Annotated in this window: 20 protein-coding genes; 10 read left to right on the plus strand and 10 right to left on the minus strand. The window is 65.2% G+C overall.

Features of this window, described 5'->3' with window-relative positions:
• Positions 1–40: 40 nt before the first annotated feature.
• Positions 41–1,675, minus strand: a complete 1,635-nt coding sequence (locus AC0KVN_RS12640; RefSeq protein WP_435567993.1) for a serine hydrolase domain-containing protein — start codon at positions 1,673–1,675, stop codon at positions 41–43.
• Positions 1,676–1,968: 293 nt separating this feature from the next.
• Here AC0KVN_RS12640 and AC0KVN_RS12645 point away from each other — a divergent pair, with 293 nt between their 5' ends.
• The 3 genes from AC0KVN_RS12645 (at position 1,969) to AC0KVN_RS12655 (ending at position 5,669) form a co-directional block, all read left to right on the plus strand.
• Complete coding sequence (locus tag AC0KVN_RS12645) at positions 1,969–2,634, plus strand: response regulator (protein ID WP_010338501.1); 666 nt, start codon at positions 1,969–1,971, stop codon at positions 2,632–2,634.
• Positions 2,635–2,661: 27 nt separating this feature from the next.
• Positions 2,662–4,152, plus strand: a complete 1,491-nt coding sequence (locus AC0KVN_RS12650) for a sensor histidine kinase (RefSeq protein ID WP_435567992.1) — start codon at positions 2,662–2,664, stop codon at positions 4,150–4,152.
• Positions 4,153–4,244: 92 nt separating this feature from the next.
• Entirely contained in the window at positions 4,245–5,669 is a 1,425-nt protein-coding gene (locus AC0KVN_RS12655) for a CapA family protein (protein WP_435567991.1), read from the plus strand.
• 51 nt (positions 5,670–5,720) lie between these two features.
• Here AC0KVN_RS12655 and AC0KVN_RS12660 read toward each other — a convergent pair whose 3' ends face one another.
• From AC0KVN_RS12660 to AC0KVN_RS12670, 3 genes are read right to left on the minus strand one after another with little or no spacing between them, the layout of a single operon-like run.
• Positions 5,721–9,164: an SbcC/MukB-like Walker B domain-containing protein gene (locus AC0KVN_RS12660; protein WP_483656131.1), complete on the minus strand. Its 3,444-nt coding sequence runs from the start codon at positions 9,162–9,164 to the stop codon at positions 5,721–5,723.
• Positions 9,161–9,829, minus strand: a complete 669-nt coding sequence (locus AC0KVN_RS12665) for a DUF4194 domain-containing protein (protein WP_435567989.1) — start codon at positions 9,827–9,829, stop codon at positions 9,161–9,163. Before AC0KVN_RS12665 ends, AC0KVN_RS12660 begins: the two co-directional genes overlap by 4 nt.
• A complete protein-coding gene (locus tag AC0KVN_RS12670) occupies positions 9,819–11,348 on the minus strand; it encodes a Wadjet anti-phage system protein JetA family protein (protein ID WP_435567988.1) in 1,530 nt (509 codons plus the stop codon). Before AC0KVN_RS12670 ends, AC0KVN_RS12665 begins: the two co-directional genes overlap by 11 nt.
• A gap of 456 nt (positions 11,349–11,804) precedes the next feature.
• On the opposite strand from AC0KVN_RS12670, the gene AC0KVN_RS12675 reads away from it, so the two are divergent.
• From AC0KVN_RS12675 to AC0KVN_RS12685, 3 genes are read left to right on the plus strand one after another with little or no spacing between them, the layout of a single operon-like run.
• Positions 11,805–12,182: a hypothetical protein gene (locus AC0KVN_RS12675; RefSeq protein ID WP_435567987.1), complete on the plus strand. Its 378-nt coding sequence runs from the start codon at positions 11,805–11,807 to the stop codon at positions 12,180–12,182.
• A complete protein-coding gene (locus AC0KVN_RS12680) occupies positions 12,179–15,022 on the plus strand; it encodes a response regulator (RefSeq protein WP_435567986.1) in 2,844 nt (947 codons plus the stop codon). Before AC0KVN_RS12675 ends, AC0KVN_RS12680 begins: the two co-directional genes overlap by 4 nt.
• Positions 15,019–15,963: a diguanylate cyclase gene (locus AC0KVN_RS12685; protein ID WP_037507622.1), complete on the plus strand. Its 945-nt coding sequence runs from the start codon at positions 15,019–15,021 to the stop codon at positions 15,961–15,963. The genes AC0KVN_RS12680 and AC0KVN_RS12685 overlap by 4 nt, the downstream gene beginning before the upstream one ends.
• Before the next feature lie 40 nt (positions 15,964–16,003).
• On the opposite strand, the gene AC0KVN_RS12690 is transcribed toward AC0KVN_RS12685, so the two are convergent.
• From AC0KVN_RS12690 to AC0KVN_RS12710, 5 genes are all read right to left on the minus strand, one after another.
• Positions 16,004–16,498, minus strand: coding sequence for a Csu type fimbrial protein (locus AC0KVN_RS12690; RefSeq protein WP_435567985.1), 495 nt, complete (start codon positions 16,496–16,498; stop codon positions 16,004–16,006).
• Positions 16,499–16,509: 11 nt separating this feature from the next.
• A complete protein-coding gene (locus AC0KVN_RS12695; protein WP_435567984.1) occupies positions 16,510–18,828 on the minus strand; it encodes a fimbria/pilus outer membrane usher protein in 2,319 nt (772 codons plus the stop codon).
• Entirely contained in the window at positions 18,809–19,552 is a 744-nt protein-coding gene (locus AC0KVN_RS12700) for a fimbrial biogenesis chaperone (RefSeq protein WP_435567983.1), read from the minus strand. The genes AC0KVN_RS12695 and AC0KVN_RS12700 overlap by 20 nt, the downstream gene beginning before the upstream one ends.
• Positions 19,553–19,573: 21 nt before the next feature.
• A complete protein-coding gene (locus tag AC0KVN_RS12705; RefSeq protein ID WP_125989130.1) occupies positions 19,574–20,071 on the minus strand; it encodes a Csu type fimbrial protein in 498 nt (165 codons plus the stop codon).
• Between the two features lie 132 nt (positions 20,072–20,203).
• Complete coding sequence (locus AC0KVN_RS12710; RefSeq protein ID WP_004208306.1) at positions 20,204–20,494, minus strand: hypothetical protein; 291 nt, start codon at positions 20,492–20,494, stop codon at positions 20,204–20,206.
• Positions 20,495–21,485: 991 nt separating this feature from the next.
• Between AC0KVN_RS12710 and AC0KVN_RS12715 the strand changes: the two genes are divergently transcribed.
• From AC0KVN_RS12715 to AC0KVN_RS12730, 4 genes are all read left to right on the plus strand, one after another.
• Positions 21,486–21,917, plus strand: a complete 432-nt coding sequence (locus AC0KVN_RS12715; RefSeq protein WP_435567982.1) for a MerR family transcriptional regulator — start codon at positions 21,486–21,488, stop codon at positions 21,915–21,917.
• Positions 21,914–24,412 carry an N-6 DNA methylase gene (locus AC0KVN_RS12720; protein ID WP_435567981.1) on the plus strand — a complete coding sequence of 833 codons (2,499 nt, stop codon included), beginning with the start codon at positions 21,914–21,916 and terminating at the stop codon, positions 24,410–24,412. The genes AC0KVN_RS12715 and AC0KVN_RS12720 overlap by 4 nt, the downstream gene beginning before the upstream one ends.
• Positions 24,412–24,633: a PIN domain-containing protein gene (locus tag AC0KVN_RS12725; RefSeq protein WP_483656132.1), complete on the plus strand. Its 222-nt coding sequence runs from the start codon at positions 24,412–24,414 to the stop codon at positions 24,631–24,633. The genes AC0KVN_RS12720 and AC0KVN_RS12725 overlap by 1 nt, the downstream gene beginning before the upstream one ends.
• Before the next feature lie 147 nt (positions 24,634–24,780).
• On the plus strand, positions 24,781–24,909 hold the full coding sequence (locus tag AC0KVN_RS12730; RefSeq protein ID WP_483656133.1) for a hypothetical protein: 129 nt from the start codon (positions 24,781–24,783) through the stop codon (positions 24,907–24,909).
• A 188-nt stretch (positions 24,910–25,097) separates the two neighbouring features.
• Here the strand turns inward: AC0KVN_RS12730 and istB are convergent.
• Positions 25,098–25,596, minus strand: a 499-nt coding sequence (gene istB / locus AC0KVN_RS12735; protein WP_483656134.1) for an IS21-like element helper ATPase IstB, incomplete at its 5' end; no start/stop codon positions are given.

A 25,596-nucleotide genomic window follows, 5' to 3' on the forward strand; every position in this document is an offset into this window, starting at 1 on the left:
GTGGCCGCGACCCGAGCGGCTCTTGTGTGATGGCTGAAAATCAGTCGGCGACGCGGCGGAAGGCGACGTCGTAGGCACGCCCTTCGCCAAAGCGCAGCGCGGTGACCGCGCCCGATGCGTCGCGTTCGAACTTGACGGTGATGCGGCCGGCGCCCGGCGCGGCTTCGCCGGTGAAGACGTCGGCATAGGCGGGCCTGAGCGGCGTGTTGTACCAGCGCGGGCCGCTATAGGTCAGCGTGTCGCCCTGCTGCTTGAAGCTGAGGCAGGCGAAGGTGTCGACGCCGCAGAAACGGCCGACATAGGGCTTGGCGTCAAAGGCGGTGACGGCATCGACCTTGCGATAGGCGATCTTCTCGCCCTCGCGATGTTCCAGCGTCAGGCCGGTCTTGCCAAAGGCGAAGATATCCTCGCGTTGCGCCCAGCGGCCCGGACCCACCGGGGTCAGCACCCGGCCGTCTGCGCGCAGATTGCCCTTGTCGTCGCTGTCGAAGCGGACCGGGAAGCCGGTCATGCCGTCGGCATAGGTGCCCGAGGGCAGCGGCCCCTTGGGGGTATAGGTCTTGGCCTTGTAGGCGGGCAGGAAGATGTCGGCGACATCGCGGCCCAGCACCGGCGTATCGGCATTGCCGCTATTGCAGAGCAGCGACACGGCGAGCTTCTGCTGCGGATAGCGGGCCATCCAGGCGCGATAGCCGCCGGTCGAACCGCTGTGGCTGACTTCCTGCTGGCCATGATGGTCGAGATTCACCAGCGCCAGCGCATAGGCGATCGGCGTGCCGTCATTGAGCTTGGTCGGCGTCTGCATTTCGGCGGTGAAGCCGGTGCCGAACGTGTCGGCGTCGAGCGCCGCCTGCCACTTCACCAGATCGCCGACCGTCGTCAGCAGGCCGCCATTGCCATAGGCGTCCTCGATCACCTGGTCGTTGCGATAGACGCCATCGTCGAATTCATAGGCGCCGGTGCGGCCGGGCACGACATCGCCATGGTCGTCGCGCCAGCGTGTGTGGGTCATGCCCAGCGGCTTGAAGATATGATCCTGGGTGAAGTCGGCGAGCGACTGGCCGCTGACCCGCGCGACGATGATGGCGAGCAAATTATAGTTGCTGTTGCTGTAGAGATAATGGCTGCCGGGCGCGAAGTTCAGTTCCTTCTGGCGCGCGACGATGTTCAGCATGTCCTGATTGTCGGCGGTGCGGCTGTTGCGCGGCCAGCCCTCGATCGCGGCGACCGAACCCCAGTCGCGCAGGCCGCTGGTGTGGTGCAGCAGGTGGCGGATCGTGACCGGGGTGCCGTAATCGGGCATTTCCGGCACGACCTTGCGGATGTCATCGTCCAGCGACAGCTTGCCGGCATGGGCCAGCATCAGGGTCGCGGCGGCGGTGAACTGCTTGGAGTCCGATCCGGCCTCGAAGATGCTGTCCGTGGTAAGGGGGACGCCCAGTTCCAGGCTGGCCATGCCATAGGCGCGGGTGGCGATCGCCTGGCCATTGCGCGAGACGGCGACGGCGCAGCCGGGGGCGGTCTTGCTGTTCCAGCGCGCGAACAGCGCGTCGAGGCGAGGGAGCGACGCGGCATCAGCCGGGGCCGGGCTGGCCGATTGCGCCATGGCGGCAGCGGGCAGTGCCGCAGCCATGCAGATGAGCGCCCCCGCGAGCGAGGACCGAACGGTCGTCATATCTATTTTCCCCTTTTTGCGCCCGAACGGTGCGCCCGAAGCGCTCTTGCCGCGCTGCGATCTGTTTTTTCTGGCGGCGCGTACGGCGGAAAATCCGTCGTCGTCCGTCTTTCCTGGCGAGTCCTAACCGGAGTCGCTGTCACGAACCTGACACAGAGAGGGGTGAGGCGGCCGATCTTGCAATCAACGGCAAGATAAGGGCTTTTTATTTGGTATTTGCATTCCTGCTGTGGATGCGTATCGCAATTTAATGTCGATCGAGGGTGCCTGCCGGGATCGGTAGGAGTGCTGTAATGCGTTTGTTGCTGGTGGAAGATGATGAGCGTCTGGCGCGGGGGATCATGGCCTCGCTTGAAGGCGCGGGCTTTGCCGTCGACATATTGACCAGCGGCGAGGATGCGCTGCGGCTGGCCGATCAGGAACCCTATAGCGCGATCATCCTGGACCTGGGCCTGCCCGATCTGGACGGCCTGGAAGTGCTGAGCCGGCTGCGCGCGCGCGGCGCGCGGACGCCGATCATCATCCTGACCGCACGTGACATGATCGACGACCGGATCAATGGTCTGGATCGCGGGGCCGACGATTATATGGCCAAGCCGTTCGACCCGCGCGAGCTGGAATCGCGGGTTCGCGCGCTGGTGCGACGCAGCCAGGGCACGCTCGATCCGGTGCTGCGCATCGGCACGCTGACCTTCGACCGGTCCAGCCGCACCGTCTATCTGGAAGGCAGCATGATCGACCTGCGCCGACGCGAACTGGCGGTGCTGGAGACGCTGATGGGCCGGCCGGGCAAGGTGGTGGCCAAGGAAAGGCTGTCGGCCGAGGTGTTCAACTTCGACGATGCCGTCACGCCCAATGCGCTGGAGGTCTATGTCGGCCGCCTGCGCCGCAAGTTGCAGCCGTCAGGCCCGTCGATCCGCACGATCCGCGGTCTGGGCTATATGATCGAAGCGGCTTGAGCGCCGGACTGATCGACCGCCACACATATGCGCAGATTGTCTTCCTCGCTGCGGCTGCGCCTGACGGGCGCGGTGATGATGCCGCTGACGGCGCTGGTGCTGGTCTTTTCCGTCATCACCGCACTGGTCAATCACAATACCGAGGCGGACACGGTCGACCGCGTGCTGGTGGGGTCGGTCCGCACGCTCAGCCTTGCCTATAACAGCCCGCCGGCCGACCAGAAGCGGCTGGTGCCGCTGGTCATCCACCTGCTCCAGCGCCGCGCCCGGCCGGTGGTCCATTACAGCGTCTATCGCGGCACCACGCTGGTCGCCGGCGATCCAAGCCTGAAGCCGCCTGCCGACTATCGCGCGGACTGGGACGGCGTGACCGATCGCCATCCGCCCGCGACCTTCAAGAATGCCTATCGCAAGACGCTGCTGGTGCGCGGCTATCTCGATCCGGCGGACGCCCATTATGTCACCCAGGCGGCCTATCTGCGCAGCGGCACGCTGCACGGCAAGCCGGTGCGGATCGCGACGGAGATGCGCCGCGCCTATGGCGATGACAGGCTGATCGCGATCCAGATTGCCGACTATCTGGATGATCGGTCCGCCTATGAACGGCTGTTCCTGCGCCAGGTGCTGCTGGTCGGCGTCGCGGTGCTGCTGGTCACCGGGCTACTCTTCTGGTGGGCGATCCGCTGGGGACTGCGGCCGCTGTCTGACCTGACGGGGCAGGTGGAGGCCGCCCGGCGCGAGGCGTCGCCGGCCTTCCGCATGGAAATGGCGGAAGCTACGCCGGTCGAGATCAAGCCGTTCGTCGCGGCCTTCAACGGGCTGATGGCGCGGCTGGAGCGGGCGACCAATTCGCTGCGGCAGTTCACCTCCAACGCCTCGCACCAGATGCGCACGCCGCTTGCCGTGGCGCGGGTCCATCTTGACGTGCTCGATCGCTATGGCGCGGCATCGCCGCAGGGCAAGGCGGCGTTGCAGGATATTCCCCACGCCATCGACAGCCTGGAGCAATTGCTGCGCCAGCTGATCGCGCTCGCCCGCAGCGAGGAGGATGGCGACATGCGCATGGGCCCGTTCGACTTGTCCGAAGTCGCCGCGGACGTGATTGCCGATCGCGCCGCCCAGGCGCCGGCCGATATCGAGATCGGCTATGACAAGGCGATGGTCGGTCCGGCCATGGCGGTCGGCCGGCCGGGGCTGGCGGCGGAACTGATCGGCAACCTGCTAGACAATGCGATCCGCTACAACCGGCCGGGCGGCGCGGTGACCGTTTATCTCTATCGCCGTGACGGGCAGGCGATGGTCGATATCGACGATGATGGTCCGGGCATTCCCGAGGCGCAGCGCGAAAAGGTGTGGGACCGTTTCTACCGCATGCCGGGCAACAGCGCGACGCCGGGCACCGGCCTTGGCCTGCCGATCGCCCGCGCGCTCGCCGACCGAATGGGCGCGCAGATCAGCCTGGCCGACGGACGGAGCGGCCGGGGGCTGTGCGTCACCATCGCGTTTCGCGCCGAATAGCGCCGCCGAACAGAAAAGCCTGTCCCGGCGACAGGTTCATGTCAGCCCGACCGGCTATCCCCGACACAAAGTTACAAAGGGGAAGTCCGTTGATGCTGTCCAAGATTCTTCGCCGCCGCGCAGTGCGCAGCCTGTCGCTGGCCGGCGCCGCGCTGATGCTGACTGCGCCGATCGCGGCCCATGCCGAGGAAGAGGAAAGCGGCGGCCAGCTGTCGACCAGCCGCGTGCCGACCAGCCCGATCGCCGGTGATTTCAGCTTCGCGGCGGTGGGCGACCTCATCTATCTGCGTCCGATGCTGGCGACGATCGAGCAGCAGTCGCCCGACATGCTGCGCATCCTGCGCGGCGCGGACGTGACCTTCGGCAATTTCGAGACGACCGCGCTCGACCTCAAGACCTTCAAGGGCTCGCCCCAGGCGGAGTCGGGCGGCACCTGGATGCTGGCCGATCCCGCCGTCCCGGCCGATGTGGCGAAGATGGGCATCGACATTGTCGGCCATGCCAACAACCATGCCACCGACTGGGGCGTGGAGGGGCTGTATGACACGCTGGCGCTGCTCGACGGCGCGCATATCGTCCATGCCGGCACCGGCCGTTCGATGACTGCGGCCCGCGCTCCGGCCTATTATGACGGGCCGCATGGCCGCGTCGGGCTGGTGTCGGCCACCACCAGCTTCACGCCGATGACGCCGGCCTCCGATCCGCTGGGCCAGGTGCCCGGCCGTGGCGGCGCCAACACCATCCGCAGCGTCGAGGTCGGCCTGGTGTCCGACACCGATCTGGCGACGATCGCCCGGCTGGCGGGCACCAAGGCGGGGGCGCCGGTCAAGATGAAGGGCCGCGAATATCGGACGACGACAACCCCGACCGCGCCGATGACGATCGAATATGATCTCAACGCCAGGGATGTCGCCGCTAACATGCTGGCCGTGCGCCAGGCCAAGCAGAATGGCAATTTCGCCGTCTTCTCGCTGCACAATCATGAGCCTGGCAATGCCAGCCAGACGCCCGCCAATTTCGCCCAGGGTCTGGCCCATCAGGCGATCGATGCCGGCGCCGACGCCTATGTCGGCCATGGCCCGCACCAGCTGCGCGGGATCGAGATCTACAAGGGCAAGCCGATCTTCTATTCGCTCGGCAACTTCGCGATGATGAACAACAGCCTGGATGACCTGCCGGCCGACATGTACGACCAGTTCGGCATCACGCCGGGCAGCGTCACCGCGCCAGAACTGCTGCAGGCGCGCGGCGCGAAAGAATTTGGCGATCCCAACCTCTATGAAACGGTGATCGCGGTCAGCCATTACAAGGATGGCCAACTGAGTGAAATCCGCCTCTATCCCGTCGACCTGGGCGTCAACGCGACGGGCGCGGGCAAGGGCGTGTCGCACCTGGCCGATGCCACCGTGGGCGCGCGCATCCTGGAACGGCTGCAGCGCCTGTCCGCGCCGTTCGGCACGAAGATCGAGACGGTCAAGGGCGTGGGCGTGATCCGCGTGGCGGCAACCCGCCCCTGATCTAATGGCGGCTTCAGGGGCGCAGGACGGCGCCCCTGAAGCCGCCTTGTCCTATTCCGCGCTGTCGAGCGCGAAGAGGTCGAGCCGTTCGGCCAGCGCGGCATCGTCCAGATGCTGCGGGTTGGCGGCGCGCATCTGGGTGCGGGCGTGGGGCTTGATGCGGACGGCTTCGGCGCTGGCATTGTCGCCATGGCGGAACACGTCGATCACGCTGTCGAGATTTTCATAGACGACGGCGCGCTTTTCCGATGGGGCGGCGATCACCACCTGCAGCCCGATATCGTCGTAAAATTCGAGCAGGGTGCGCTGGTTGGGGCCGTCCATCTTGCTGAACGCCTCGTCGAACACGGCAAGGCCCAGGCCCAGATCCGCCCGCTCATATTGCCGGCGCGCGCCATGATAGATGCTGGCCAGCGCCGCGCCGATCACCACATAATAGGGCACCTGCCGCTCCGCGCCGCTCGCCGTGCCCTTGCGCTTGTCATAGCTGGTGGTGCGCCCCTTGTTCACATCCTCCATGCGCAGGTCGAAGGTGAAATAGTTGCGGTAATCCTGATAGGCCGAGAAATCGAGGGACTCGTCGCTGAGCAGCCGTTCGACCTCCGCCAGCGCCTGGGCATGTTCGGCGTCGCGCGGGGCGGCCCGGCCAAAGAGGGCGTCGAAGGTCAGTTCGTCATGCTCGCTCTCGCGCGCCAGCCGGTGGAGCGCGGCAAACTCCTCCTTGGGACGGGCATGGAGCGTGTAGATCTCGCCATGGAGCGGCCGCATCCGCAGCGCGCGGGTGAGGTTGTCCAGCTCCGAACGCAGATCGTTGAAGCGGGCGTTCAGTTCATGGATGAAGGCGGTGCGGAACAGCTGGCCGATCTGTTCGGCGGCTTCGTCGGCCTGGCGCCGATACTGGATCAGCTCATTTTCCTCCAACGCCGCGATATTGGCGGCGAGCCAGGGCTTCACCTCGGTCGCGATCGCGCCGGGCAGGGCAATGGGGGCGCTATTGTCGAAATCGGCGCGGTAATGGCCCAGCGTCTCGCGAATTTCGCCCTGCAACGCCTGATAGGCGTCGCGGGCCTCGTCCGCGCGCTTCATCATCTCCTGCACCAGTCGGGGCAGGGGGCGTCCGCGCTGCTGGCGATAGGCCTCGCGCAGGATCGAAAGGCTGGCCGATGAGCGCACCCGGTCCTTGAACAGGGCGCGCCGCGAGCGCAGGCAGAGCCAGGAGCCGGGCTGGGCATCGCCCGCATCCAGCCGCCGCTGGATTTCGATCCTGGCCTGACCAAGCTGGCCGCGCCGGCCGATCAGTTCTTCCTTTTCCTCGGTGGCGCTGCGCAGTTGCAGCTTCACCTTGTCCAGATTGTGCTGGATTGCCGGATCGACCGTCATCGCGATCTTGTCGAGCCGGTGCTGCAATTCGGTGCGGCTTTCCTCATGCTGGTCGATCGCGGCGACCAGCAGGTCGAGCCGGTCGGCCGGATCGACATCGGCCATCAGCGGCAGCAGCTTGCGATGAATATCGTCGTGGAACCGCTCGGTTTCGGCATGGACGGCGATCAGCGCCTGCCGATCCTCGATCCGGGCGAGCAGTTCGGCCTCCATCAGCGGGGCTGCGGCCCGGCCGATCTTGAGGTCGCGGGTGCGCAGCACCTCGACCACGATGCCGCTATTATAGGCGCCATCGCGCATGATCGCGCGGCCGCCGGCCAGCAATTCCGCCTGGGTGCCGGCGAGGCGCACCTGACCCGTGCGGAAGCGCAGGAAGGCGATCGCCAGCGGGTCGTCGCTGGCAAAGACGGTGGCGAGGGAATCGGTGTCGAAGCCGGGCGGCTGTTCGGCGAGGCGGCGGCTGTTGATGACCCGGCATCCGCGGAAGCCGTCGCGGTTGGCGCGCACGATCTCGACCGCGCGGGACGCATGTTCGGGATCGACCAGAATCGCCTCGCGGTCGCGCCCAAGCAGGGCCTCGGCCGCTTCGCGCCATTGTGGATCGACGATTTCGGCCACCTGGCAGAGCGTGCGCGGACGCATATTCTCTCGCTCCAGCGCGGCCATCAGCCGGACGGTGCGATCGTCCAGGCTCACCTGGCCGGCGCGCGCCTTGTCGCGGCGCGCGACCAGATCGGCCAGCTCGTCCTGCAGGCCGCGCCGCTGGGCGATCGCCTGGTCGCGCCGTTCCTGGATCTTGGCGACGCTATCGATGGCGCTGCGGCGGGCGGTGGCGATCAGCTCCTCCATCGCCAACGGATCGCGCGGCCATGTCGGCGGCTCCAGCCCGTCGCTCTGCTGCCGCAGGGCCTCCAGCGCCTGGAACAGGGCGCCGAGCTTCAGGGGCGCGAGCCGCTCGCGATGGTCGAGCAGGCTGGCGCCGAGCGCGGCCGCGCGGAAACGGGCTTCGAGCCGTTGCACCACGCCGGTGCGGGCCAGGTCCACGGCCTTAAGTTCGCTGGCGACCACGGCACGCTTGCCGGCAGCGCCCTCCGCCACGGACTGGGCGAGCAGGCTGTCCTGCCGATCGCCCAGTGCCGCGATCTCCGCATCGCAGCGGCCGATGTCGTGCTGGATGTCGTCCAGTTCCGCCAACGTGTCGCGCCGTTCGCGCAGATTGGCGATCAGCGCGGCCCCCGCCTCGATCATGGCGGCGAGGCGGGCGGTGCCACGGGCGACATCCTCCCGTTCCAGCAAGGTGACGAAGCGGGACACGAGTTCGGCCAGCGCCCGCAGCGCGTCGAGCCGCCGTTCCAGTTCATGCACATCCTTCTGGATGTCGCGATAGCGCTGGATGCCCTCGCGCAGTTCGCCGATGTCGATGTCATTCCGGGCGAGCAGGAAATTATGCACGAAGCCCTCGACCGAGCGCATATCCTCGAACGACAGGGCCATGACGAAGGCGCGGATGAAGCGATCCGGATCGCTGTGGCGCCGGCCGGTGAACAGCTGGCGCATATATTCGCGGATATGGTTGCGCGGGCCATCGGGGCGAATGAGCTGGGTGCCGGCCGCTGCGCAGGCCTGCTCCAGCCGTTCCCGCACCAGGCTCCAGGGCGCCGAGCGCTGCTGCCCGCCATCCAGATGCTCGATCAGCAGGTCGGTATCCACTCGCACGCCGGGCGCGATATAGCGGCCGACCACCTGTGCATCCTCGATCGCGGATGCCTCGACGCACAGGCCCACGCTCACCGGCGGGCGCACGCCGTCGGGATCGTCGAACGTCAGCACGATGTGGGTGACGGATTCCTGGCGCAGAAATTCATGTTCGTTGAGCTGGCCGAGGCAATAGCCGCGCAGCGTGCGTTCCGACTTGCGGCTGCCGGTTTCGCCAGCGGAACGATTGAACTGATACCAGCGCCGCGAACCGCCGGTCATCACCGCCTGGATGAGGTCGATCAGCGTCGACTTGCCGGAGCGGTTCTGGCCCAGCACGGCAGTGTCGCCGCCGACGGCCAGGTCCTCGCGACCGAACAGATGCCATTGCACCAGTGCGATATGGGCAAGCTGCATCATGCGACCTCCTCCTCGTCGGCGTCATCCAGGTCGATGACGGGCTCCTCCGTCTCGCTTTCCTGATAGTCGCCGCCGGCCAGCAATTGTTCGAGATGGGCCATGAACTCCTCGCCCGCGACGGTGGCGATCAGTGCGCGGATGGTGATCGGCATGTCCTCCAGCTCTTCGTCGATGGCGCCCATATGGACGATCGCCCGGCGGTCGAGCGCGGTGACCAGTGCCTTGAACTCGTTGATGCCCAGCGTCGCGCGGCGGGCGCGGGCGACCATGTCCTGATAGGCGTCATAGGCGGCGTTGAGCGTCACCATCACGCTGCCATAGCGTTCGACATCGCCTTCCTGGATGCCTTCTTCCCACAATCGACGGAACAGCAGCAGCACCAGCGTCTCGTCGATCCGCATGCGCGGATGGCCGATCTGTTCGGTGTCGGGCAGGATGCCGGCCCAGCCCTCGCTTTCGCGCACCACCAACCGATAGCCCGCGACTTCGAAATAATCGGCCACCAGTCGCTCGACATCGGGGCGGAGCAGGACTTCGAGCAGGGCGGATGAGCCGCGATCCTGCACATGCAGGAACTGATGGCGCAGCAACTGGCTGATCGCCTGGGTCACGCGGTGCATCCGGCGCGGATCGCGCGCCTCCAGGGTCTGAAATTCACTGAGCATCTTGTATCTCTGGGGTCACGGCGTCGCCGATGCGCGAGACGGTGAAGCCCGCGCAGCGCAGCCAGTCATTGTCGATGGTCGATCCGGTATCGACCGAGAAGCGGAAATGGGGCGCCAGATGGTTGGCGATGGCATTGCCCCGGCCGTCGGCATCGGCGGCCAGCACGGACAGGCGCAGCGCTTCGAGCGTGAGGAAATCATCGACCGTCTCGATCGCGAAGCGGCTGGCCTCGCCCGATCCAAAGGGCGCCACGCGCCGTTCGAGGAAGCGGCTGACCTGTTCGGGCGTGACGGCAAGGCGGGCCAGATAGTCCCGGTCCAGCCGCTTGCGCCATTCGCGCAGGGGATCGGGCGGCGGCAGGACCAGCAGGCCGCCCGAAACCGTCGAACGATAGGTGCGCGGCCGGGCGAGCAGGGCGGGGGACCAGTAGGACCGGCGTGGTTCCAGCAGGCCGGACATGGACGGCGCCATATCCTGCCCATCCGTGCGGGCGAGCAGCCGATCAAGTCGCAGCAGCATCGGCTCGCTGCGCTGGAGAAAGCTGTTGCCGCGGCGTCCGGCATAGCGGACGGTGTTGCGCAGCCGCGTTTCCAGCCGGCTGCGATGCTGCTGGATGCGCTCGAAAGCCTCCTCGATCTGGTCGAACACGCGCCGCACCTTGTGCAGGTCGTCATAGACCAGATCACGGGCGGCGGACGGATCGGGCGCCAGCCGGGCCTCATGATAGGCTTCGGCGATGGCGGCGACGTCGGCGATCGAATCCTCGATCGCGTCGAGCGCGGTGAAGATGCGATGGCGGAAGCGATAGGGGTGGGAGGTGGTCGAGATGGCCGCATAATCCTGCAGCAGCAGCTTCTCGACGAAATCCTCGAAATAATGGCGCAATCGGCGGCCGACGCTGTCGCTTTCCACCACCCGCTTGTCGATGTCGCGCAGCGCGCTCAGCACGCTGCGCAGATAGCGGCCGAAGCTGGCGGCGTCGCGCGCCGCCTTGTGCAGGCCAGGGGCATTTTCCCGCGCGTTGCGCTGCAGCGCTTCCAGCTCGTTCTTCACCTGGATGACAAGGCCGCCAAGCTGGTCGGACAGGCCTTCGCGCAGGCTGCAGAGAAATTCGGCCAGGCGCATGGCGCCGGCCGGCATGTCGACCGTGACCTTCAGGCCATAGCGGCTTTCCTCGATCCAGCCGGTCGCCTGCAGTCGGTTGTAGATATGCCGGGCGCGCATCATCGCCGCGCTGGTCGCCTGCGCGTCGGCGGCTTCCAGCTTGCGCCGGCGCACGCGGCGGCCCGGTCGCGCGGCCAGCTTGTCCAGCACCACCGGGCTTTCATCCTCGCGCCACAGCTCCGCATTGTCGCCCAGCAGCGTATAGATCAGCTGGACGACCTCACCCTGGGTCGGGAAATGCAGGTCGGACCGGTAGAAGCCTTCATAGAGGCCGATCAGCACGCGCTCGTAGAGAAAGCGGTTCGACCCGGCGAACAGCGCGAAGATATCGGAATGGAGTTGGCCGAACAGCATCAGGCGGCACCATGCGCCGCCAGGCGGGACGCGCGATCGGGTGCGGTCGCGGCGATGGAGTCATCGCCGGTGCGCTGATGGTCGGACAGGGACGGATGATGGGCAGGCTGGCGCATTGTCCTCGGCGATGCCGGAGAAGCGCCTCCAAGGGCCGGGCGCAGCGTTGCACACGACCATAGACAGGGGCTCGTCCGGCAAAAATATGGGTTCGGCCGGCGCAGATGCCATGTTCGGGCGAGCCGGGCAAGCCGATGCCGGAATTGCAGAAAAGAGCGCGCGGTTGACGTATAACTTGTAAATTATGCCGCCAATCCAAGCCCGTTTTCTGTAATTTCATATGTAAATATTGGCCATGTCGAGAAAGGCAGGCGATCATTTTGCGAACAGAACGGGCAAAGGCCTCTTAACCATTGTAAAATGCTTCCATGGCCTAATAATGCGATGGATGAGGCAGGGTTGCTCAAGGGTTTGAACCATCCCGCGCGCGCGGGCAGCATGGACGCGTCCTGCGCCATGTCCGCCTATTTGCCTGCGGCCTTGCTATTGCTGGCGGGGCTGGTCGGGCTGGCCGCCGCCTGGATCATGAGCGGCAGCGGCTCGGGACGCTATCTGGTGATCGCGCCCTGGGGCGCGTCGCGGGCCGAGGCGATCAACCTGGTGCGGGCGGCCGACGGGGGGCTGGTCGGCATGGGACGCCTGTCCAACATCATCATTGCCGGGTCGAACCGGCCAGATTTCGCGGCGGCGTTGCGCAGGGCGGGGGCCTGGGGCGTGATCGCGACGCCGTCGCGGATCGAATGCGGCGAACCATTGCCGGGGGGGCAGACATCATGATTATCGAGCTGGACAAGCTGCGTTTCCATTTCGGTCGCTTCCTCGTGCCGCTCTTCTGGGCGCATGTCCCGTTGCTGGCGACGGTGGCCCTGCTCACGGGCCATTCGCCGATCGCGGCGGCGCTGGGCGGCACATTGCTGGCGGGGGCCTATCATCTGACCTGGTGGCGCCAGGGGATCGCTCCTGCGACCCGCTATCTGTCCGCCGTCGCCCTGATGGGCGAGCCGGCGATCCTGCTGTTCCTGCTGCGCGGCCATGCCTGGCAGATGGACATGCACATGTATTTCTTCGCCATGCTGGCGCTGACCATCGCCTGGTGCGACAAGCGCGCCATCCTGGCCGCCGCGACGGCGACGGCGCTGCATCATCTGCTGCTGCTCTATCTGCTGCCCTATGCGGTGTTTCCGGGGCAGGGCAATCTGGAACGGGTGCTGCTGCATGCCGGCATCGTCGCCTTCCAGACGGCGGTGCTGGTCTGGCTGAGCGACAAGCTGGTCGAGAGTTTTCAGCGCAACCAGAAGATGGGCGAGGAGATATTGGCCAAGAATCAGGCGCTGGAGGCACGGACCCGCGAGGCGGAGGAGGCCAATCGCGCGAAGAGCCTGTTCCTGGCCAATATGAGCCATGAAATCCGCACGCCGATGAATGCCATATTGGGCTTTTGCCATCTGGTCGCCCGGACCGACCTCGACCCCAAGCAGCAGGATTATATCGGCAAGATCAATCAGGCTGGCGTGTCGCTGCTGCGGCTGATCAACGACATCCTCGATTTCTCGAAGAATGAAGCGGGCAAGCTGACGTTGGAGGCGCATCCCTTCACCCTGCGCAGCGCGATCGAGAACCAGATTCAGCTGGTCGCGGCCAATGCCGAGGCGAAGCAGGTCAGGGTCGTCTCGCGGGTCGACGCCGATGTGCCCGAGCGGCTGATCGGCGACGAAATGCGCTTCTGCCAGGTGGTGCTCAACCTGATGAGCAATGCCGTCAAATTTTCCGAGGAAGGCACCGTCACCATCGGCCTGTCGGCGTCCGAGCAGAATGGCCGGGTGCGGCTGAAGCTGACGGTGCGCGACACCGGCATCGGCATGACGCCCGAGCAGCAGAAATCGCTGTTCCATTCCTTCACCCAGGCGGACAGTTCCACCACGCGGCGGTTCGGTGGCACCGGCCTTGGCCTCGCCATCTGTCGCCAGATCGTGGAGCAGATGGGCGGCGACATCGCGGTCGAGAGCGCACCCGGACAGGGCAGCAGCTTCATCTGCCACATGCTGATGGATGCGGACGACCGGGCGATGGGACTGGAAATGCCGATGTCGGCGCATGTCCGCCGGCTGCGCGTGCTGGCCGCCGACGACAATCCGGCGTCGCGCCAGATCATCCATGACGTCTTTGCCGGCTGGGGCATGGCGGTGGACCTGGTGGCGTCGGGTGGCGAGGCGATCGCCGCGATCGAACATGCCGACGAACGGGGGGAGCCCTATGACCTGGCCCTGCTCGACTGGAAGATGCCCGGCCTGGACGGGATGGAGACGGTCGATGCGCTGCGCACCAAGGCGCTGCGCCATCCCCAGCCCAAGGCATTGATCATCACCGCCTATGGCGCCGACGATCTGTTGCAGGGCGTCGATACCGACAAAGTTGCCGCCTTCCTGACCAAGCCGGTCGTGCCCAAGATATTGCTGGATACGATCACCGAGATTTTCGCCGAGGAACATGCGCCCGTCGTCCATGTCGCCGCGCCGGCCACGCCCGCCCTGCCGATGGTGGCCGAAGCGCTGCGCGGGCTGCGCGTGCTGCTGGTCGAGGATAATGAGATTAACCGCGAGATTGCGGCCGAACTGCTGGACGATGCCGGGTTGAAGGTGGATTTCGCGGAAAATGGCCGCATCGCCTGCGACATGGTGCGCGATAAGGGGGCGGGTTATGCCGCCGTGCTGATGGACGTGCAGATGCCCGAAATGGACGGCATCAGCGCCACCCGCATCATCCGCGAGCAGTGGAGCGCCGAGGATCTGCCGATCATTGCCATGACGGCTCATGCCTATGAGGAGGAAAAGCAGCGCTGCAAGGCCGCGGGCATGAACGATCATATCGCCAAGCCGGTCGAGCCGCCGGTGCTGGTCCGGGTGCTGGATCGCTGGTTGAAGGCGGGGCGAGTGACCACGCAAGTGGCGCCGGCAGTGGCACCGTCGGTCGCCAGTTCGTCGCTGCCCGATCGGCTGCCGCCCTTCGACCTGCCCGCCGCACTGGCGCGGGTCAATGGCAAGACCGGGCTGCTGCGCAAGCTGATCGTCACCTTCGGTGACAGCTATGACCATGTCGGCCGGGATTTGCGGGCGCATTTGGCGGCAGGGTTGCTGCCTGATGCGCGGCGCCTGGCCCATAGCCTGAAGGGCGTGGCCGGATCGCTGGAACTGGCTGACGTCCAGCAGATCGCGTCGGATATCGAACGGATGCTGGCGGCGGGCGAAACCGGGCCGGCGCTGGCCGCGATCGTCGATCTGGAGGTGGCGATAGCACCAGCGATCGCCGCTGCGCGCAGCCTGACGGGGGGCGCACAGGCATCGGACGTCGCGATCGTCACCGTGCAGGATGATGGCGCGATCGAACAGGCGCGCACCGAATTGCGCGGGCTGCTCGCGCGCCGGAGCCTCAGCGCCCGCGCCGGGTTCGAGCGGCTGGCCCAGGCGATGGGGCTGACGCCCGATCAGCGCGCGGGCCATCCCGTGCAGCGGGCGCTGGAGCAACTGGATTATGAAACCGCCCTCGCGCTGATCGATGCCGATGCGCCGGGCGCGGGCACAGCAGGCCGGTCGATCGATCCGGCAGGAGCGACATCATGAGCAAGGCCACCATCCTCATCGTCGATGACGAGATTTCGAACATCGAAATCATGAACGCCGTGCTGGAAGATGATTATGAGATCTGCTTCGCCACGTCGGGCCAGCAGGCGCTGGACATCGCGCGCACGGTGCAGCCCGACCTGATCCTGCTGGATGTGCTGATGCCAGGCATCGACGGGTTCGAAGTCTGTCGCCAGATCAAGGCGGACATCATGCTGGTCGATATACCGATCATCTTCACCACCGGGCTTGGCGATACGGAAGATGAGATGCGCGGCCTGTCGCTGGGCGCGATCGACTATGTGACCAAGCCTATCCAGCCGGCGATATTGCGCGCGCGGGTCGGCAACCATGTCGAACTCAAGCGCCTGCGCGATCAGCTTGCGACGCTGGCCGTCACCGATGCGCTGACGGGCCTGAGCAATCGTCGCCACATGGAACGGTCGCTGCAGGCGGAAAGCGCGCGCTTGACCCGGACCGGGGAGTGGATGTCGGTCATCATGCTCGACATCGATTTCTTCAAGCAGTTCAACGACACCTATGGACATCCCGCCGGGGATCGCTGCATCGCGATGGTCGGCGCCGCGCTGACCCGTGCGGTCAAGCGCGCGACCGACCTGCCGGCGCGCTATGGCGGCGAGGAGTTCGCCTGCATCCTGCCCGGCGCGGACCCCCAGGGGGCCGAACTGGTTGCGCAGGAAATCCGGCTGCAGATCCAGTCGCTGAACATTCCCCATGCCCAGTCGCAGGTCAGCCCCTTCATCACCGTCAGCATCGGCGTCGCCAGTGCCCGTTGCCATGCCGACCTGCCCGCCGAGTTGTGGATGGCGGAGGCGGATCGCCAGCTTTACGCCAGCAAGCAGCGCGGCCGCGATTGCATCACGACCACCCAGTTCGACGCGCAGACCTGCCATGGCTATTCCCTGGCAGCTAATGAATAGGCGCTGTTAGGCGCGCATGACCGGGGTCAGAGTCGCCTGATCAGAAGATGACCGTGACCAGCACCGTGTCCGAATAGCTGCCGGGCGGGACATTCTGCCCGGCCGGGATACGGCCATAGACGGTCGTGGTCTGGTCCAGGTTCAGCAGCGCGATGAAATTGCTGGTCACCGTCTGCGATCCGCCGGTCCCATCGCCCCAGACCTGGTTGCGTGCATTGCTGGTGTAGAGATTATAGGCGAGCGTCGAGCCGCCATTGGTCAGGACGCGCGGCGCATAGGTGGACGATGTCCCCTTGCTCAGCTGGATCGTGTAACTGCCGCCCAGCGCGACCACCAGCGAGCAGCGCACGCGCACCGTTCCCGATGAATCATTATCCCCGCTGGCGATCGGGTTGTAATTGCCGAAGCTCAGGCCGCTTGCCGATACGGTGCAGGTGCACAGGGCCAGGGGATCGCACGCCGCCTGCGCGGGTGTCGCCATGAACAGGGCCGCCAGCGCGACCGCAACGGCGTAGAGGTCATGGCCAGTGCGCATCCTCATCCTCCTTATGGCACGCATGTCAGCGGCCCGATCACTGGTAGCATTTCGTCCGGCACGGCGTCGACCCGAACATGGCAGGGGCCGTGCCCCGTATCGACGGTCAGCATCATGCCGGGATGAAGGCTGCGGATGAAGACGGCACCATCATTGCCGACAAACGATTTTTCATCTTCCGCGGTGACGCTGGCGCCGATTTCCGCCGGCGCGCCGTCCGGCATGACGATGCGCAATGTCGCCGGATGCTCCCGGACCGCGACGAAACGTGCGCTGACGGCGCCCCGGTAGCGCGGCACCACCCTGATCTGGTCATTGGGCATCCGGATGTCGATCGGCACGTCCGCCGCCGCGATGCTGAGGCGATTGACTTCATAGGGGCGCAGGTCGGGAATGACGGCCATGCCACGGGCGTCGGTCCGCGCGACCAATCGGTTTTCCTGATAGATGCGCACATCGGCCTGGCCGGGCACGCGCACCACGGCAAAGCCGCTTTCCACCCGGCGGGTCGGGAACAGCGCGCCATCGGCCAGCAACAGCCCGCCCTGGCCGGTGACACGCCAGCCGGTTTGTCCGCCGGCACGGTCCATCTGCGCGGTCATCTCCGCCGCATTGCCGCGCCACAGAATCTCGCCCTGCTGTTGCGCATTGCTGCCGGTCGAAATCGCCGCCCGATAGCCCCAGCCTCCGCTTTGCGGCGGGGTGCTGCGCATTTCCGCCCGCACGCCACCCCGGTCGGCCTGGAGATAGGCGCTGCTGCGCGGGCCGAAGGGGATGGTCAGGTTGAAGCCGATGCTGTTTTCATGGCCGCTTTCCGAAAAGCGGCTGCGGATCGCGTAGGCGCTGACAAAGGCCTTGTCGCGCAGGGACAGACTGTAATTGCCCGACAGGACGCGGGCGGACTGGCTGTCGGCATAGGTCAGGCTGGTATAGGAGGCCCCGATCGTGCCCATCGCGCCCAGGCTCCATCCGGCAGAGCCTTGCACCTGTTCCACGATCCGCTCGCTGGCACGCTCCACGCCGATTTCGCGATAGCGGTTCGACGCCCGCTGGTAACTGAGAGCGACGTTCCAGGTCGGGGCGTTGCGGGCGAAGGCCGCTCGATACAACAGGCCCTCACCGGCCTGGCTCGTCGATCCCGCTGCCGCCAGGCTGATCTCGCCGATCGGAACGATGATCATGTTGATGCCGCCGCCGGCCATGGTGACGTCGGCGCTGGCTTCGGCCCGTCCCTCGATCGTCAGCCGGTCGGTCAGGCCGCGGCGATAGGTGCCGGCCAGGAAGGGATTGTCATAGCCGAAGCTGCGCAGCCCATAGCCGCGCCGTTCGGCTCCCGCCTCCATAGACCAGGACGCCAGGCCCGCGCGCAGCAGGTGGGAACTCACATAATAGCTGGACGTGACGCGCCGCTCCACACCCAGCGGATCGCGGATCACCAGCGTCACCTGGCCGGCACCCGTGACCAGCGGCACCTGGTTGATGGAGAAGGGCCCCTGGCCGACGTCGGTCTGGAAGCGTTGGGTTCCGTTCACCAGCAGCTCCACGTTCGACGGCACGGCGGCGCTGCCGGCAAGGGATGGGGTCGGAAAGGTCAGGAGGCTTGGCTGCAGGGCGAACTCGGTGCCGAAGCGCACGCCGCCAAAGCGGATCTGCCGCGTCCAGTCGCGCGCATCCGTTACGCCATCGCCGATGACGAGGCGCGTCAGGTTGATCGGATCGTCACGCAGATAATAGCTGTCCAGCCGGGTCGCCCGGCCATAGACCGTGCCGTTGCCCAGCAACATGCTGTTCGACACCACGCCCCAGTCATCGGACAGCCCCGCCTCCACGAAGGCGCCCAGGCGCGCCTTGCCGGCATATTCGGCAGAAATGTCATAGTTGAGGAAGGCGGCGAGCATATTGTCGCTGGGCGCGGCGACGGTGCTGGCGGGCGCAACGCTGGTCGCTTCGAAGGCTTCGGGCGACACCGTCAGCAACAGGGCCTGGTTGGGCTCGTCGAAGGCGGCCGCGACGCCGCCGAGCGCGGATAGCGCGACAAAGGCGTCGCCATCGATCATCATTGCCGTGCCGGTCGGCGGGCGCATCCGCCAGGCGGCCAGATCCTTCACGCGCACCAGGAATGCGCCGGCGCGCCGCGCAAGCAGATAGTCGCCTGGCAACAGCCGGCCATTGAGCGTGACCGAGGCCAGCATCATTGTCGGCGTCGCCGTCGCGTCTGCCGTCGTCGCAATCGCGCCTGTCGTCGGCGCGCTGTCCTGCGCGCTGGCAATGCCGCAACTGGCCACGACGCAGGGCAGGACAAGAAGGGTGCTAGCGCGTCCCACCGGCATGGGATGCCGACTGGAGGACGAACTGTGCGGTCAGGCTGCGCTGGCCGGTGGCCGCCTCCAGCGTCAGCTTCTCTCCGCCACCCACCGGCCGTTGCATGTCGAACAGGAAGCTGCGTGTCGCGCCGGGAAGGATGTAGATCGATTCCTGCCTCGTCGCCAATGGCGTGCCGTCGGCCCGCTTCAGGTCGAGGCGATTGAGATGAACATGCGCGCTGCCTTCATTGCATGCGGTCAGCGTGAGCTGCCTGTCACTGGTGGCGGTCAGCTGCCACGCCAGGGATGCCTGCGCACCGGGCGCGGTCACGAAGATGGGGATGCTGACGCGCAGCAATGTGCGGATCTCGCCAGCGGCGGTCGGGCGATCGGTCGGGATTTCCTCGAGGAAGACGCGATAGCTTTTCTCGGTCGGTGTGGCGGCCGTGCGCAGGCCGAAGCGCGCAATCTGCTGCCCGCCTGCGGCTATTTCGAACAGCGGCGGATTGGCCAGGATGTCACGTGTTTCCTCGAACAGATCCTGCCCATTATCCTGCCGCCATGACACGACCCGCACCTGCATGCGGGCGGGGGCATCGCCGCTATTTTCGATCGTCATCGTCTCGACCGGGGTCTTGTCGTCAAGCGCGACCAGGACCGGATAGATTTTCAGCGTCGCGGCCCAGGCGGTGGTTGGCTGTGCCAGGGCGAGCAGGGCCGCTGCCGCGCGTCGTGCGAACATCTTGGGCATGGCCGCCTCGCTCCGGATCGATCAATAGACGACGTTGACGGTGATGGTGTCGCTATAGGAACCGATCGGGACATTCTGGCCGGCCGTGATCCGGCCATAGACGGTCAGGGCATTGGTGCCGACCGGCGCCGTCGCGGCGGCGGTGTCGGTTGCAGGTGTGTTGCCCCAGTTCGTCGTGTGCGCCGAATCCTGATACAGCGCATAGCTCAGCAGATTGCTTCCGCTCGACATCTTGCGCGTGGTCACGGTCGCCCCCGATGCCGTGCCCGCGGTCAGGCCGACCGTGTAGGTGGTGCCGACCGTGCAGAGAACCGACAGGGTGGAGGTGGCGTCGGTTGGCCCGGTCGCGGTCGGGTCATAATTGCCGAACGCCAGCGCCGTGGCCGACACGACGCAGGCCTTGATCACGGTTGCGGTAACCGGGAAGGTCGTGGTGGTGGTGGCTGCCTGGGCCGTGCCTGCAAGACCCGTGAGCAGGGCCGTAGCTGCGAGGGATGCGGCCAGTTTGAAACGAAACATGTGTCCTCCAACACCTCAAGCTTTGATGGAGGGAGTATCGTCAATGTCGGTTAATAACGCGCTTTTGGGCAAAAGACGGCTTTACCAATATTTTGCGTAAATCGCGTTCGTCGCAAGACAGGGGGCGGTCCCTCAGAACTCATAGGACAGGATGTCGTCCTGCCGGCTGTGATCCATATTGCCGCTGCGAAGGGAGGCGACTGTTCCGTTGTCGCTGGACGATTTCACCATGCGATAATGATATTGTCCGCAATTTCCAGCAGCCTGGTCGCTGGAAATGCGGCAGGGCTGCACGACCACCGCGCCGACCAGCAGCGAGCCATGCGCGGCCTGCTGCGCAGGCGCAGCAGTGCCGATGGCCATCGATCCTGCAATCAGGAGGGTGCGGCCGGAATGGCGCAACATGCAAATAACCCCGTTCATCGCGCCCTCCTAACGGATCGAAGCGGCAACTGACAGTGATTCCTGACCGGCGGTGGAGGAGGGGCTGGTCATCAAATATGGAATCTATGCACAGTCTCGAAAGCGGCGGTGCTGGCAGTGAATGTGATGGGCACTTTGGTTGGCTGCAATGTGACGGCCCTATAGAAAGGTGGCCAGCTTCCGCTTTTGGCAGCTGTTAGCTCCTGTATCCGCTGCCATGACCTGCTGACCTCGCTAGCAGTTTGATGGCCCTTGGGCGTAGCCGGTCCTGATTTCCGGCCAGTCTTTTCGTTCCAATGGTTTTACACCGTTCCCAACATATATGCCGGGAAATATGTGCGCCTGAGATGCCGAATCCCAATAAATTACCTGAAATCAATTATTTACTGAAGATGATGGCGCGGGAGGAATTAATAACCGTCAATAAAACGGCAGAAATCCAGGCTTTCCGTTCACGTTAACTGAAGCTTTCCCACACCCGTTCCCACGGGCATCTCTGCTGGCCATAAAATCACCAGCTTAATGACATGATGACGGACGATCTTGGATATGTCCAGACGCGAATGCTGGGGCACTTGGCCGATAACGGAACGGCGGCGTCGAGCACCAACCCTGCAAGAAGCTGCCATTGCCGACCCACTCGCGGGAGGGGCCGCTACCGACCAGGTCAAGTCATTCTACAATCGGGGATTAGATTTCCGCTCACGTCATAACCAGTCATTCACACACAAAATCCTGCAACCAAGGCGCCGTGCCCAATGTCAGTAGCACCTGAGCATTTCTGCCCCCCCTCAGCCGTTGGCGCCGAACCGCAATCGCGCGACGCAGCGTCGAACGTCTGTCACCTAGGTTTAGGTTCCCGCAGCTTTCCCTTGAAAGGGGTATCGCACCCGCTTAAAGTGCACAAAGCGGGCACAATACCCGCTTTGTGCTGCAAAGTGGTCACCGCGACCATTTAGGGAGACGTGCCGCTGTGATACCGGCAGGACAGGTGCAGGCGCTGACCGGCCTCACCGCGAATCAGCTTCGCGAGTGGTCGCACCGGCGCGGCCTAATCCCGCCCGATATCGAGGCTCGCGGACCAGGCCGCCCCGCGCTTTATGGCTGGCAGACGGTATTGCTGCTCAGGCTCGCCGTGGTGCTGCGCGCGCGGTTCCACATCGAGCTCCAGGCACACAAAAATTTACTGCACGCCTTGCGCGAACTGCTTTCGGGAGTCCCCTTCCCGGCGCTTCGTGGGTGTGTGCTGGTGCTGCGCGCCATGGAGCATGGCGAGTTGCTCCCAGAAACCATGCTGGGCTTGGGTGAAGCCGACAGCCTCATCCTTCGCCTCGACCCACATCTCGACATCCTCGAAGCGCGGTTCGCGCCCCAGGATCAGGGCGGCCAGCTTCCGCTGTTCCGCGCGGTGCGGGTCCGATGAACGCCCTCGCCTCGATCGAAACGGGCCTGCGCGCCATCGGCTACCATGCTGACGCGCTCCATCGCGGTTATAGCTTCGCCGACGTGCTCGATCCCCGCGCGGCGACCCGCACCGTCGCGCTCGCTGCCTTCACCCAGACCCCGGAATCCTTCCGCTCGGCCGCCTTCGGCGTGGTCGAAGGGGCCAGCGATAATGAAGTGGCCATCATGGCAAATCGCGCTCTCGGCGCGCCCGTGTTTTTCTCGATCGACGCGAACGATGTCGGGGTCTGGGCGGTCGGTGCACACAACGCGCCGCGCCTGATCGAGCGGGTGCCGCTCTCCGGACTGCCAGCGCTATTTGAGCGGCGCCGTGAGCAATGGAGCCCGCAAGCGCTCCACCGCGCCAAGGCGGTCGGGCTACCGCGCGGTCCCGTCCAAGTCGATTTTATCGATCTCGGCCTTCTCCCGGCGATCGAACGCGAAGTGCAACACAAGCTGCATGAGGCCATGGCCGATGTGCTCGAGCGCCTCTTGCCGGAAGGGGCGACCCGCGACAGCGAGAAGGCGGCGTTCCGACTGACCTTCCGTCTCCTGGCAGCGAAAATTCTCATCGACCGCGCCCATCCCGCGTCCGCCGATTGGAATCCCGATCAGGTGCAGACGGTCTTGGACGGCATTCAGCGCTATTACGGGCTCGGCCTGCTCGCTACGGACGTGGCGGCCGTCACTGACGCTGCGATCGCGGCCGCTTGGGCGCGCCTGCAGCAAACGATCACCCTGCGGAACATCTCCTCAGACAGCCTCGCCTTCGTTTACGAGAACACGCTGGTCACCGCCGACACGCGCAAGCTCTTCGGAACGCACAGCACGCCGCGTCCAGTCGCCGAATATGTCCTCAGCCGGATCGACCTTTCGCGCTATGACCCGCAATCGGTCCGCATCGCCGAGCCATTCGCCGGCGCAGGCATTTTCCTTGTCGCCGCGCTGCGGCAGTTGCGCGACCTCTTGCCTCCGGACTGGGCAGCCGAAAAGCGCCACACCTTTCTGGTCGAGCGGCTCTCTGGGGCCGAATTCGATGTCTTCGCCTGCGAGGTCGCCACACTCTCGCTGATCCTGGCCGACTATCCAAACGCCAACGGCTGGCACCTCAAGTCGACCGACTTGTTTGTGCAAGGGGCACTCGCTAACTTCCTCGACGGCGCAACCGTCGTGCTCTGCAACCCGCCCTTCGAGGATTTCACGGCAGAGGAGCGCTTCGACTATCCTGAGGCCTTCGCCCAGTCGACCTCCAAGGCGGCTGTGGCGCTTTCGGCCGCAATCGATGCCGCGCCCGACTGCCTTGGATTCGTACTTCCGCGCGGTGTCCTTCAACAAGCTAAATACCGCAAACTGCGGGCGCGGATCGCCGCTCACTATCGAAATGTCGAACTGGTTTCGTTGCCCGACAGAATTTTCGAGAAGGCGACCTATCCCTGCGCACTCATCATTGCCACCGAGCGGCGAGAAGTCTCTGAAGAAAGCGTAGAGGTCCGCCTTCGTTCAACGATTGTCAACGACGGTGATCGCGCCGCGTTCCTCGGCGATGGTTTTGTAACCTCATCGCGCAGCGCTATTCGGCAATCGCCGACCGGAGAACTCTGGATTGATGAACTGGATGCTCTCTGGTCGTATCTTGAGGAGAGTCCAAAGCTGGGCGACAACGCGAAAGTCGGCCGCGGCCTCCAATGGCGAACACAGCGAGACGGTGTCCACGATGGTCCTGGACCACTTCGGGAGCGCGGCCTGTACCGACCTGCCGATAGTCTAGCACCATTCCATCTGATGAGCCCCGTTTGGCTCAGCAAGGACCCTGAACTTTGTCACCGCCGCGGTCCGCTTGATCGACCTTGGCATCTCCCCAAGGTCCTGATCAACAACCAGCGCTCGTCGCGCGGCCCCTGGCGCCTCGCTGCCGCTGCGGACAGAACCGGGCTTTGGGCCTCTCAGCAATTTTCCGCCATCTGGCCGACTGGCGATTACGACGTCGATATGCTGGCGGCCATTCTCAATGGCCCGCTCGCCAATGCCTTCGTGACCGAACACTCGACCGATCACGACTTCACCAACGTGATGCTCGAGCGCATGCCGCTGCCTCGCGCACTCGATAAGCCGGCGCTTCGCGATGCTGTTGCTGAATATGGCCGCCTCCTTAACGAGAAACTGAACAGCGTGATGGCCAGCCACATCTTCGATCATCAACTCGACCGCCTCATCACACGGATCGATGCGATTGTGCTCGATGGTTACGATCTGCCGCCCAAGCTAGAGCGCCAACTCTTCAACTATTTCAAAGGCCGCGAGCGACCGACGCTCCATCCCTTCAGCGGATGGCTGCCCGACGACTTCCGGGGCTATGTGCCGCTGCGCGAATGGATCACCCGCGATGCTAACGCCAACCGAGGCCGCTGGGTTCTCGACGTGTTCAAACCCGTCCCCGATGAGGAGAATGACGCTTTGTCCAGGTTCATCGCCTGATGGAGCAAATCCTGCTGGACACCAATTTCGTCTCGGCGCTTTTCGACCCGCGCAGGCCCAACCACGCCGCGGTGTTGGCGCGCGCGCAGGCCTTCTCCGCAGGGGACCTCGTGTTCCTGTCGGTCATTGTCCTCGCCGAGCTGCGCTACGGCATGGAAGCCGCGCAGCGCGCCGGCCAGGATGTCAGCCATATCCGGCAAACGCTGATCCAGGCCGGATGATACCCGCTCGCCGAGGTCGGCCGGCATGCCGCCGAGGCCTATGCCGATGTTAAAGCGCGGCTCGCCGCGCATTATCTCGACCTTGGCCGACGCCCCCCGCGCTGGCTTGAGAATTGGCAGGATCGTGCTTCAGGGCAGGTACTCCAGGTGGACGAGAACGACCTGTGGATCGTCGCGCAAGCAGTCGAGCGCGACTATCTTCTCGTGACCTGCGACCAGCGCCTTGCCGATCGTTTCAGCCCGGTCATCGAGGAACTTCGGCTGGCGGTCATCTGATGGTCCCCACTCCAGTTGTCAATCGGCGTCGAAACGGGACCCCCGATCGGCGCGCAAAAGGGACCCCCTTTCAAGGATGGCACGACGGTCGAGGAACGCGCCTTGCGCTGCGCGCGGCGTAGGGAGGGCGCAGCCCGACCGGAGGCGCGCGCAGCGCAAAGCATCTTAATCCCGGCGTGCAGCGGAGATCAGTTTCGGTTCTTAAAGCGCCAGCTGTCATTGCCGGTCTCGATGATGTCGCAATGATGCGTGACGCGGTCGAGGAGAGCGGTGGTCATCTTGGGATCGCCGAACACGGTGGGCCATTCCCCGAACGCCAGATTGGTGGTGATGACGACGCTGGTTTGCTCGTAAAGCTTGCTAACCAGATGGAACAGCAACTGCCCGCCTGAACGGGCGAACGGCAGATAGCCAAGCTCGTCCAGAACCACGAGATCGAGCCGGGAGAGTTGGGAGGCAAGCGCGCCGCTCTTGCCGATCCGGGCCTCCTCTTCGAGGCGGGTTACCAGATCGACCGTGTTGAAGTAACGCCCCCGCGCCCCGGCGCGAACGACATTGGCGGTGATGGCGATGGCTAGGTGGGTCTTGCCGGTGCCGGTGCCGCCGACCAGGACGACATTGCGCCGTGCGGGCAGGAACGCGCCGCTGTGCAGCGAACGGACCAGCCCCTCGTTGATCGGTGTCCCC

Source organism: Sphingobium sp. SG1 (assembly GCF_057063145.1).

What these genes read in the sequence shown, in the direction of transcription:
- AC0KVN_RS12640 (WP_435567993.1), bottom strand. Translation starts at nt 1,675, where the DNA reads ATGACGACCGTTCGGTCCTCGCTCGCGGGGGCGCTCATCTGCATGGCT.
- AC0KVN_RS12645 (WP_010338501.1), top strand. Translation starts at nt 1,969, where the DNA reads ATGCGTTTGTTGCTGGTGGAAGATGATGAGCGTCTGGCGCGGGGGATC.
- AC0KVN_RS12650 (WP_435567992.1), top strand. Translation starts at nt 2,662, where the DNA reads ATGCGCAGATTGTCTTCCTCGCTGCGGCTGCGCCTGACGGGCGCGGTG.
- AC0KVN_RS12655 (WP_435567991.1), top strand. Translation starts at nt 4,245, where the DNA reads ATGCTGTCCAAGATTCTTCGCCGCCGCGCAGTGCGCAGCCTGTCGCTG.
- AC0KVN_RS12660 (WP_483656131.1), bottom strand. Translation starts at nt 9,164, where the DNA reads ATGATGCAGCTTGCCCATATCGCACTGGTGCAATGGCATCTGTTCGGT.
- AC0KVN_RS12665 (WP_435567989.1), bottom strand. Translation starts at nt 9,829, where the DNA reads ATGCTCAGTGAATTTCAGACCCTGGAGGCGCGCGATCCGCGCCGGATG.
- AC0KVN_RS12670 (WP_435567988.1), bottom strand. Translation starts at nt 11,348, where the DNA reads ATGCTGTTCGGCCAACTCCATTCCGATATCTTCGCGCTGTTCGCCGGG.
- AC0KVN_RS12680 (WP_435567986.1), top strand. Translation starts at nt 12,179, where the DNA reads ATGATTATCGAGCTGGACAAGCTGCGTTTCCATTTCGGTCGCTTCCTC.
- AC0KVN_RS12685 (WP_037507622.1), top strand. Translation starts at nt 15,019, where the DNA reads ATGAGCAAGGCCACCATCCTCATCGTCGATGACGAGATTTCGAACATC.
- AC0KVN_RS12690 (WP_435567985.1), bottom strand. Translation starts at nt 16,498, where the DNA reads ATGCGCACTGGCCATGACCTCTACGCCGTTGCGGTCGCGCTGGCGGCC.
- AC0KVN_RS12695 (WP_435567984.1), bottom strand. Translation starts at nt 18,828, where the DNA reads ATGCCGGTGGGACGCGCTAGCACCCTTCTTGTCCTGCCCTGCGTCGTG.
- AC0KVN_RS12700 (WP_435567983.1), bottom strand. Translation starts at nt 19,552, where the DNA reads ATGCCCAAGATGTTCGCACGACGCGCGGCAGCGGCCCTGCTCGCCCTG.
- AC0KVN_RS12705 (WP_125989130.1), bottom strand. Translation starts at nt 20,071, where the DNA reads ATGTTTCGTTTCAAACTGGCCGCATCCCTCGCAGCTACGGCCCTGCTC.
- AC0KVN_RS12710 (WP_004208306.1), bottom strand. Translation starts at nt 20,494, where the DNA reads ATGAACGGGGTTATTTGCATGTTGCGCCATTCCGGCCGCACCCTCCTG.
- AC0KVN_RS12720 (WP_435567981.1), top strand. Translation starts at nt 21,914, where the DNA reads ATGAACGCCCTCGCCTCGATCGAAACGGGCCTGCGCGCCATCGGCTAC.
- AC0KVN_RS12725 (WP_483656132.1), top strand. Translation starts at nt 24,412, where the DNA reads ATGGAGCAAATCCTGCTGGACACCAATTTCGTCTCGGCGCTTTTCGAC.